Raw genomic sequence first — 7,830 nt, forward strand, 5'->3', positions numbered from 1 at the left:
GGGGGTCCGGCACACACCGGCGACTCCCGGGGAATCGGCCCGGTCAGCCCAGTCAGGAGGTCAGAAGGTCTACGCGGGACGTCCGAGTGGGGCTGCGTCGGTGTTTTAGAGGGAATCATGAACGGTGGCGCCACCACAGCCTTTTTACCCAACTTCGTTGGGTTTCCATCCCTCAGAGGGCTCCCCTGCTCAACTGTTCAACCATGGCGTACGCCAGGGCCGCGATGCGTACGCCGGAGCGTTCGAACACCCGCCGGGGCGTGGGCTCCGGCGGGTGTTCGACGGGTGGGACAGAACATGACGGGAGGGGATGCGGCTCCCCCTGACAGAGCTCGGCTGCCCCGTGTCAGCTGCCTCCGCCGCATCCACCCCCGCCGCCGCAGGAGGACCCGCCACCACAGGACGACCCGCCACCGCAGGAGGAGTGGCCGCCCCCGCAGGAGTGGTGACCCCCGTGGTGTCCTCCGTGCCCGCCCGACGAGCCGCCGTCACCGGCCCACCAGCTGCCGCCGCTCCCGGCGGCGTACGATCCGCGCCGGCCCGCCGAGCCGTACCGCTTCGAACCGCCCTTGCGCACTGCCGACACGACGATCGCCACGAACACGATCACGACCGCCGCCACGATGAAGCCGGTCATGGCGTCACCGTCCTTTCGGTAGAACCGAAGCAGCCCCCCGTGGGCGCCTCTGTTTCCTGCGTGAACCAGGAATGCCCGGCCGCTTCTCCGGCCAAAGCAGAGTTGAGGAACTTCTGAGGGACGTCTAGGCGGCGGCGAGGTCGAGGCGCATCCTGCCCCGCAGGATGTCGAAGGCGTCGAACCATCCGAGGTTGGCACTTCTCAGATCGGCCCAGTCGCTGAAGGTCTCTCCGGCCGCGAGTTCCTCGACGAGGTCCCGTATGCCGCGCATGACCTGGTCGGACAGGGCGACGATGTCCGCCGGGGCGGTGATGGAGATCTGGTAGCGCAGCTCGTAGACGCGTCCGTTCCGGTAGGCCTCGCCCGCACGGTGCGCACGCTCGGGCCAGGGCTCGGTGCCGTCGAGGACCACCGCGCGGATCTCGCTCCAGGTGCGCGCGACGGCCGCGAGGTACGCCGCGTACAGCTCGCGCTTGACGGCCGTACGACGCTCGGACTGCTCCCGCCGCCACCTGGACCGGTCGGACAAAGAGGTGGCGCCCACTCCGATGACCGCTCCTGTCACGGTGCTCACAACTGTGCCCCAATCCATCGTCGGAGCATAGGAGTTGGGGCGACAGGGCGACCAGGCGTGAACACCGTGGCGCCGTCGGCGCTCGACCGGCGATGCGAGGGCGAGTTGAGCAACTCAGGACCTTCGGCGCAGGATGGCCGGCATGACCTCCAGCAGCCGTCCGCTCCTCAACAGCCGTCTCGCCGAGTTCGGGACCACGATCTTCGCCGAGATGTCGGCCCTGGCCGTGCAGACCGGCGCGATCAACCTGGGCCAGGGCTTTCCCGACACGGACGGCCCCGAGGAGGTCCGGGAGGCGGCGGTCCGGGCGCTGCGCGACGGGCGCGGCAACCAGTACCCGCCGGGCCCGGGCATCCCCGAGCTGCGCACCGCGATCGCCGCGCACCAGGAGCGGCGGTACGGCCTGTCGTACGACCCCGGCACGGAGATCCTCGTCACCGCCGGCGCGACGGAGGCCATCGCCGCGTCCCTGCTGGCCCTGCTGGAGCACGGCGACGAGGTGATCGCCCTCGAGCCGTACTACGACTCCTACGCCGCCGGCATCGCGATGGCGGGCGGCACGCGCGTGCCCGTCACCCTGCGCCCGCACGAGGGCAGCTTCCGCCTGGACCTGGACGAGCTGCGCGCCGCGGTCACCGGCCGCACCCGGCTGCTGCTCCTCAACACCCCGCACAACCCCACGGGCACGGTCCTCACCCGCGCCGAGCTCACCGCGATCGCCGAGCTGGCCGTCGAGCGGGACCTGCTCGTCGTCACCGACGAGGTCTACGAGCACCTGGTCTTCGACGGCGAGCACGTGCCGCTCGCGGCCTTCCCGGGGATGCGGGAGCGCACGGTCACGATCGGCTCGGCGGGCAAGACGTTCTCCTTCACCGGCTGGAAGGTCGGCTGGGTGACCGCGACGCCGGCGCTGGTCACGGCGGTCCGCTCGGCGAAGCAGTTCCTGACCTACGTCTCGGCCGGGCCGTTCCAGTACGCCGTCGCCGAGGCGCTGGCGCTGCCCGACACGTACTTCACCGCCTTCCGCGCGGACATGCTGGCCAAGCGCGACCTGCTGGCCGCGGGCCTGGCTGAGGCCGGCTTCGGGGTCTTCCGGCCCGCCGGCACGTACTTCGTCACCACCGACATCCGCCCTCTCGGCGAGAGGGACGGTTTCGCCTTCTGCCGCGCCCTGCCCGAGCGGGCGGGCGTCGTCGCCATCCCGAACGCCGTCTTCTACGACCACCGCGAGGAGGGCGCGCCCTTCGTGCGGTTCGCGTTCTGCAAGCAGACCGGGGTGCTGGAGGAGGCGGTGAAGCGGCTGCGGGCGATGTGAGCGCGAGGGCCGGGACAACCGGGTCGGCGCCCGGGACGGCTTGAACAGCCTTCGGCCCTCGTGTCACGCAGACACGCCCGGGCACCCGGGACCGCACCCACTCGGGCCCCCAGCACTCGCGCACCGCCCGGTCCGGCACGCAATGTGCCGGTGTGACGCAAGCCAGCACCCTCGCACGCCCGTCCACCACCGCCGAGCCGGACTCCGCCGCCAAGGACCACGCACTGTCACCTCCGGCGGCCGGGATGGCCACCGCCCTCGGGCTGTTCCTCGCCGCCCGGCTGCTGGGCACCGCCGCCGTCGCAATGGCCGCCGGGGCGACCACCGGACGCAACCCGTTCGGCCTGCTCGGCCGCTCCTGGGACTCCCTGTGGTACCTGGGGATCGCCGCCCACGGATACGTCCCGACCCCGCACCTGCGGCCCGGTGTCTACAGCGACCTGGCGTTCTTCCCGCTGTACCCGGCGCTCGTGCGCGCCGTGCACACCCTCACGCCGCTCAGTGGGGGCGCCGCGGGGCTGCTCGTGTCGTGGACCGCCGCCGCCGTCGCGGCCTGCGGGATCCACGCGGTCGGCGCCCGGCTGCACGGGCGGGCCGTCGCGGTCGCCCTGGTCCTGCTCTGGGGTCTGCTGCCGCACTCCGTGGTGCTGTCGATGGCGTACACGGAACCGCTGCTCACCGCCTTCGCCGCCTGGTCGCTGTACGCGGTGCTCACCGGTCGCTGGCTGTGGGCGGGCGCTTTGGCGGCCCTCGCGGGGCTGGCCCGGCCCAACGGCGTCGCGGTGGCCGCGGCGGTGCTCGCGGCGGCGGCGTACGAGATGTGGCGGTGTCTCCGTGAGCGCCGCGGGGTTTCCCACAGGCTGTGGACGGGCGCCGCGCTCGCGCCCGCCGGGTGGGCGGCCTACGTGCTGTGGGTCGGCCACCGCACCGGGGACCTGCTCGGCGGGTACTTCGAGGTGCAGCGGCTGTGGGGCTCGCGGTTCGACTTCGGCGAGGGGGCGCTGAAGTTCGTCCGCCATCTGCTGCTCCAGGGCGACCGGCTGGTCCTCCCGATGACCATGGTGATCGTCGCGGCGGCCGTCGTGCTGTACGCGCTGCTGATCGCCGACCGCGCCCCGCTGCTTCTGCTGGTGTACAGCGGCGTCCTGCTGCTGATCGTCCTCGGCGGGTCCGGCTACTTCGAGTCCAAGCCCCGCTTCCTGCTGCCCGCCTTCCCGCTGCTGCTGCCGCTCGCCCAGGCCCTGGTCCGTACGGCCAGAGCCCGGCCCCGGCACGCGACCGTGGTGGTCGGTGCCCTGGCCGGGCTCTCGTTCGGCTACGGGGCGTATCTGGTCGTACTCGCCCATATGCCTCTGTAGGGGGAGGGCCTACTCCTCGTCGTCGCCCTCGGGCTTCTCGTCCGCTTCGTTGACCTCCTGCTCGAGGCCGAGCTGCTCGACGAGCCACCGGTCGAACTCGATGGCGGCGCGCACCCAGCTGACCGTGGAGGAGACGAAGTGCTCCAGGCTGACGCCGGTGCCGATCAGCATCTGCGCCTCGCCGATCAGGCGGACGGTGCCGTCGTCGTGGGTGTGGCTGTAGACCTTGGGCCACAGGGTCCGTCGGTTCCAGTCGTCGATGGACTCCAGCAGCTGGGGCTTCTCGTCGATCTGGTGGGGCCGGTCGTAGAACGTCCGCACCGAGAAGACCTGCTGGTCGTCCTCGCCACGGAACATGAAGTACGTACGGAACTGCTCCCACGGCGCCGCGAGGTCACCCTCTTCGTCGACGACGTACTTGAGCTCCATCTGGTCGAGGAGCTGCTTCACGAGGTCCTGATCCGGGACGACGGGGCCCGCCGGTCCTTGCTGCGGCTCGGGCTGACCCCCGAAGTTCGGAATCGAGGACGGGTCGATGCTCACCGTGATTTTCCCTTCGTACGGATGCCGCCATCCTCCCTCATGCGGGGAGGGTGGTGGCAACCCCGGCACCCTCCGTCACAAGGTCTTTCCGGTGGCAGGACCCACGATCAGGCCTTCTCCGAAGGAGTCCACGCGGACCGTGTCGCCGTCCTTGACCTCGCCCGCGAGGATCTCCTTGGCCAGGCGGTCGCCGATGGCCGTCTGCACCAGCCGGCGCAGCGGCCGGGCGCCGTAGGCCGGGTCGTTCCCCTCGTCGGCGAGCCAGGCCAGGGCGTCGTCGGTGACCTCCAGCGTGAGCCGGCGGTCCGCGAGACGCGCGGCCAGCCGGTCGAGCTGGAGACGGGCGATGCGGCTCAGCTCGTCCTTGTTCAGCGCGGAGAAGACCACCAGGTCGTCGAGGCGGTTGAGGAACTCCGGCTTGAAGGACGTCCGGACCACCTCCAGGACCTGCTCCTTCTTCTCCTCCTCGCCGGTCAGCGGGTCCACCAGGAACTGGCTGCCCAGGTTGGACGTCAGCACCAGGATGGTGTTGCGGAAGTCGACCGTACGGCCCTGACCATCCGTCAGACGGCCGTCGTCCAGGACCTGGAGCAGCACGTCGAAGACCTCGGGGTGGGCCTTCTCCACCTCGTCGAGCAGCACGACGCTGTACGGGCGCCTGCGCACCGCCTCGGTGAGCTGGCCGCCCTCCTCGTACCCGACGTAGCCGGGCGGGGCGCCGACCAGGCGGGCCACGCTGTGCTTCTCGCCGTACTCGGACATGTCGATGCGGACCATCGCCCGCTCGTCGTCGAAGAGGAAGTCGGCGAGCGCCTTGGCGAGTTCGGTCTTGCCGACGCCGGTCGGGCCGAGGAAGAGGAAGGAGCCGGTCGGGCGGTCGGGGTCGGCGACGCCGGCCCGGGTGCGCCGCACCGCGTCGGACACCGCCTGCACGGCCTCGGCCTGGCCGATCAGCCGCCTGCCCAGCTCCTCCTCCATGCGCAGCAGCTTCTGCGTCTCGCCCTCCAGGAGGCGCCCGGCGGGGATACCGGTCCAGGCGGCGACGACGTCCGCGATGTCGTCGGAGCCGACCTCCTCCTTGACCATGGTGTCCTTGGAGACCTCCTCCTCGGCCTCGCTGGCCTCCTCCAAGTCCCTTTCCAGGGTGGGGATCTCGCCGTAGAGCAGCTTGGAGGCGGTGTCGAAGTCGCCCTCGCGCTGGGCCCGTTCGGCCGTCCCGCGCAACTCGTCGAGCTTCTCCTTCAGTTCACCGACGCGGTTGAGGGACTGCTTCTCCTTCTCCCAGCGCGCGGTCAGGCCCCGCAGCTCCTCCTCCTTGTCGGCGCGGTCGCGGCGCAGCTTCTCCAGGCGCTCGCGGGAGGCCGGGTCGGTCTCCTTCTCCAGCGCCAGCTCCTCCATCCTGAACCGGTCGACGATGCGCTGGAGTTCGTCGATCTCGACGGGCGAGGAGTCGATCTCCATACGGAGGCGGGAGGCCGCCTCGTCGACCAGGTCGATGGCCTTGTCGGGCAGGAAGCGGGAGGTGATGTACCGGTCGGAGAGGGTCGCGGCGGCCACCAGGGCGCTGTCCGCGATCTGCACCTTGTGGTGGGCCTCGTAACGGCCCTTGAGCCCGCGCAGGATCGCGATCGTGTCCTCGACCGACGGCTCCGCCACCAGCACCTGCTGGAAGCGGCGCTCCAGCGCCGGGTCCTTCTCGATCCGCTCGCGGTACTCGTCCAGCGTCGTCGCGCCGACCATGCGCAGCTCGCCACGGGCCAGCATCGGCTTCAGCATGTTGCCGGCGTCCATGGCCGAGTCGCCGCCGGCGCCCGCGCCCACGACGGTGTGCAGCTCGTCGATGAAGGTGATGATCTGGCCGTCGGAGTCCTTGATCTCCGCCAGGACCGTCTTCAGCCGCTCCTCGAACTCGCCGCGGTACTTCGCACCCGCGACCATCGCGCCGAGGTCCAGCGCCACCAGCCGCTTGTCCCGCAGGGACTCCGGCACATCGCCCTTGACGATCCGCTGGGCGAGTCCCTCGACGACGGCGGTCTTGCCGACGCCGGGCTCGCCGATGAGGACCGGGTTGTTCTTCGTACGGCGCGAGAGCACCTGCACGACGCGGCGGATCTCCTGGTCCCGGCCGATCACCGGGTCGAGCCGGCCCTCGCGCGCCGCGGCCGTGAAGTCCGTGCCGAACTTCTCCAGGGCCTTGTACTGGCCCTCCGGATCGGGTGTGGTCACCCGGCGTCCTCCCCTCGCCTGCTGGAAGGCCTCCTGCAGCTTCTTCGCCGTGGCCCCCTGTCCGGACAGTACGTCACCGGCTGCGCCGCCCTTGGCCGCGATCCCGAGGAGCAGGTGCTCGGTGGAGAGGAACTCGTCACCGAGGTCCCTGGCGCGCGCCTGCGCGTCCGCGATGACGGCGAGGAGGTCCCGGTTGGGCTGCGGGGGCGCCACGGTCGAGCCGGTCACGCTGGGCAGCGAGGCGAGCGCCTTCTCAGCCCCGGCCCGGACGGCCGCCTGGTCGGCGTTGACCGCGGACAGAAGATCGACGATGTTCTCGTTGTCCTGCCCCTGGAGCAGAGCGAGGAGCAGGTGTGCGGGCGTGAGGTCGGGGTGTCCCTCGGTCACGGCCCGGTTGCCGGCGGCGTTGATGGCGTCCCGGCTCCGGTTGGTCAGCTCGGCGTCCACGTTCGCGTTCTCCTCCTGGCGTCAGCAGTCATCCACCTGACTTGAGCAGCGTACACAAAGTTGAGTCTATTCCACTCAAGGGCGGGACCGGCCATCTTCCGGCTACCGTCCGGAACATGGCTAAGTACACCCAGGATCCCGGTGCCCCTGGCGTCTCGTATCTCACCTTCTGGCGGGAGCGGCATCTGTGCACACTGACGACCCCGCGCCCGGACGGCAGCCCGCACGTCGTGCCCGTCGGAGTCACATACGATCCCGAGGCCCGGCTCGCTCGGGTGATCTCGAACAAGTCGAGCCGGAAAGTGGCCAACGTGCTGGCCGCCGGGGCCGAGGGGGCCCGCGTTGCGGTGTGCCAGGTGGCGGGGCGACGGTGGGCGACCCTGGAGGGCCGGGCCGTCGTACGGAGCGAGCCGGAGCGGGTCGCGGAGGCCGAGCGGCGCTACGCCGAGCGCTACGAACGGACACCGTCACCGAACCCGTCACGCGTCGTGATCGAGATCGAGCTCACCCGGGCCATGGGCAACGCCTGATGATTTTCAGCCATGGACACGCGCGGAACCATACGGTCGATAGCGGGAAATGTCCGCCAAAGCTGCAGCGGGGGGGGGGGGGGGGGGGGGGGGGGGGGCCCGCGGGGGGGGGGGGGGGGGGGGGGGGGGGTCGGGTGGGGGGGGGGGGGGGGGGGGGGTGTGCTGGTATGTTTGGTGTTCTAGAAATACAGGGGGTGGGG

The 7,830-nt window shown here is 71.0% G+C and carries 7 protein-coding genes; 3 read left to right on the top strand and 4 right to left on the bottom strand.

Annotation, left to right across the window (positions count from 1 at the left end):
• Positions 1-346: 346 nt before the first annotated feature.
• A complete protein-coding gene (locus ACGFYN_RS21230) occupies positions 347-637 on the bottom strand; it encodes a hypothetical protein (RefSeq protein WP_393867374.1) in 291 nt (96 codons plus the stop codon).
• Positions 638-761: 124 nt separating this feature from the next.
• Positions 762-1,211 (bottom strand): hypothetical protein, encoded by a 450-nt coding sequence (locus tag ACGFYN_RS21235; RefSeq protein WP_393867375.1) that lies wholly within the window; start codon positions 1,209-1,211, stop codon positions 762-764.
• Positions 1,212-1,344: 133 nt separating this feature from the next.
• On the opposite strand from ACGFYN_RS21235, the gene ACGFYN_RS21240 reads away from it, so the two are divergent.
• On the top strand, positions 1,345-2,526 hold the full coding sequence (locus ACGFYN_RS21240) for a pyridoxal phosphate-dependent aminotransferase (protein WP_393867376.1): 1,182 nt from the start codon (positions 1,345-1,347) through the stop codon (positions 2,524-2,526).
• A gap of 152 nt (positions 2,527-2,678) precedes the next feature.
• Positions 2,679-3,884, top strand: a complete 1,206-nt coding sequence (locus ACGFYN_RS21245) for a mannosyltransferase family protein (RefSeq protein WP_393867377.1) — start codon at positions 2,679-2,681, stop codon at positions 3,882-3,884.
• A gap of 9 nt (positions 3,885-3,893) precedes the next feature.
• Here the strand turns inward: ACGFYN_RS21245 and ACGFYN_RS21250 are convergent, their stop codons facing one another.
• On the bottom strand, positions 3,894-4,427 hold the full coding sequence (locus ACGFYN_RS21250) for a YbjN domain-containing protein (protein ID WP_393867378.1): 534 nt from the start codon (positions 4,425-4,427) through the stop codon (positions 3,894-3,896).
• Positions 4,428-4,502: 75 nt separating this feature from the next.
• Positions 4,503-7,100, bottom strand: coding sequence for an ATP-dependent chaperone ClpB (gene clpB / locus ACGFYN_RS21255; protein ID WP_393867379.1), 2,598 nt, complete (start codon positions 7,098-7,100; stop codon positions 4,503-4,505).
• Positions 7,101-7,216: 116 nt separating this feature from the next.
• On the opposite strand from clpB, the gene ACGFYN_RS21260 reads away from it, so the two are divergent.
• The gene (locus ACGFYN_RS21260) at positions 7,217-7,630 is read left to right on the top strand and encodes a pyridoxamine 5'-phosphate oxidase family protein (protein WP_393867380.1); all 414 of its coding nucleotides are present in this window, start codon (positions 7,217-7,219) and stop codon (positions 7,628-7,630) included.
• Positions 7,631-7,830: the final 200 nt, after the last annotated feature.

It is taken from the genome of Streptomyces sp. NPDC048419 (assembly GCF_043200415.1).
In the GTDB taxonomy this organism is placed as follows: Bacteria; Actinomycetota; Actinomycetes; order Streptomycetales; family Streptomycetaceae; genus Streptomyces.

Bases quoted from the DNA above. Each gene is read 5' to 3' on its own strand.
- ACGFYN_RS21230 (WP_393867374.1), bottom strand. From the start codon at position 637: ATGACCGGCTTCATCGTGGCGGCGGTCGTGATCGTGTTCGTGGCGATC.
- ACGFYN_RS21240 (WP_393867376.1), top strand. From the start codon at position 1,345: ATGGCCGGCATGACCTCCAGCAGCCGTCCGCTCCTCAACAGCCGTCTC.
- ACGFYN_RS21260 (WP_393867380.1), top strand. From the start codon at position 7,217: ATGGCTAAGTACACCCAGGATCCCGGTGCCCCTGGCGTCTCGTATCTC.